A 1,915-nucleotide genomic window follows, 5' to 3' on the forward strand; every position below is an offset into this window, starting at 1 on the left:
GTCCCGAGTGCCAGCTTAAAGATCAAAACGCCCCAAAACAGGCGGCTACGTAGCGGCATTAGAACCTCTCCCCTAACCCCCGGGTACCCTCTGGGTGCAGGCGCTCATACTTCGCTGGGAAAGGGGAAACGATACTGTCTGGCTCCCCTCTCTTCCCCAAGGAGGAACGACTGCCCGGGGGAGGGAGGGGCTGGGGGTGGGAGAGGTTTTCAACGGCATGGCGCTTAACCTCGCTGGGCAAAGTAGCCCGCCCAGTAGTTGTAGGTGCGCACATCATCAGGAACCCCGAAGCAGAGATAGTGCTCCACAGGGAAGGCCTGTGCGGTGCGCCCCTGCTCCAGAAGCAAGTTGATGCTGGAGTCCACGTAGAACTCGCCGTTCACCCGGAGATTCTGCGCGATCAGTGCATCGGCGGCCTCGAAGAAGAACTTGGCTTTCCTGAACCAGAACGCCCCAATCACACCGTGCGCTTGCCGAATGTCACCCTCAGGGGCTTGCTTGCACAGAACGGTCTTTGCATTACCCGTGTTTTCATCCAGCACAACCCAGCCGTATTGATTAGGGTTGCGATTGGCGTGCGGGTGGTTCAGGAACGTCCAGATCAGGCAGTCCGGGCCGCTCTCGCTTTGCGTGAGCATGTCGTAGTGCAGGGCATCGTAGACAAATGCGGCGTCACAGGGAGCGATAAGCAGCGGCGCTTCCGGGTCAATTTGATCACGGGCGAGCAGGCACGTACACGCCTGGCCCTCGGTAAGCTTCTCGACCGGCAGGAGCGTGAGGTTGCGCCCGTCCTGGCCCATGTACTCGGCGAGGCAGGAGCTTGCCAGGTGCTCCGTGCGGCACGCCGTGATCCAGTGCCTCGCGGCGGGCAGTGAGCGCAGGGCGCGAGCGATCATCGGCGTGCCGTCCACGGGCACGAGCGGCTTGGCGACTTTGTACCCCTCTTGCGCAAAGCGCATCCCGGCTCCCGCCATCGGAATTAAGTTCGTGCCAGGCATCGCAGCGAGTTCTGGAGCCCAGCCGTCTTTTTCGGCGTAGTGGGTGAAGTAGCGCGACCAGGTGAGATACTCCTCTAAGTCCTCGGGCGTGCCCCACTGCAAGAAATGCTCTAGCTCATAAACCCGCACGGGCTCGTTTTTCTCGACGAGCAAGTTAAACGGCATGCTGGCGTAGAACTCGCCGTTGGTGGAGAGATCACGCTCAACGGCTTCATTAAACGTGGCTTTGAGCAGCGCCCCGGAGCGGAAGTAATACGTCCCCGACGACGCGAACTCGTCTAAGCGATTGTCTGTAAAACAGTGCTTCTCCTGAATTTCAAGCAGTGCCATACGCGCTTCATCGTGCCGTAAATAAGCATAGAGATTCGGGCCAAGCGAGTGCGGGTGAAAGCCACGATAGGCGGTGACACAGCCCGCCGGGTTCTCGCGCTCCATCGTCGCTTTAAAGTCAGTAAAGTCCCAGCCCACCGAGAAATCCGTGTAGTTCAGTACAACCGGCTGGTCGTCTTTAATCCACTTAGAGGCTTGCAGTGCTGCCCAGACCGGCCCGCGTTTGTGCGGCGCAATCCCAACAATCTGCCCCTTGGGCGCGAGGCGCTGAAGTGTCGGACGCAGCTCAGGAATAGTTTCTAGAGCATCCGTGCCACAGATAAATAAGAAGTCAGTCTCACCGGGAAACATCCGCACGACATGCTCGATCATCGGCATGCCCTCGACCTCAATCAGTGGCTTGAGCGGGCTATAACCCGCGCGCTGAAAACGACTGCCCTGGCCCGAGAGTGGAATCACAACTTGCATTTCTTTTTTATCGGTTGTTCACCGGTATTATCCTCAGGCTCTCGCTGACCGACTTTCCTGCCAAAAATACGGATATGGCGCTGCACTCCGTAAAACAAAAGCTGGGGCTACTCGTGCTT

Annotated in this window: 1 protein-coding gene; it reads right to left on the reverse strand. The window is 58.5% G+C overall.

Translation table 11 applies throughout. The annotated features are described in order from the left end of the window. Positions 1 to 224: 224 nt before the first annotated feature. The gene (locus ACH2EH_RS07545) at positions 225 to 1,796 is read right to left on the reverse strand and encodes an NTP transferase domain-containing protein (RefSeq protein ID WP_395140421.1); all 1,572 of its coding nucleotides are present in this window, start codon (positions 1,794 to 1,796) and stop codon (positions 225 to 227) included. Positions 1,797 to 1,915 lie beyond the last annotated feature (119 nt).

This window comes from Armatimonas sp., assembly GCF_043760365.1.
Lineage (GTDB): Bacteria > Armatimonadota > Armatimonadia > Armatimonadales > Armatimonadaceae > Armatimonas.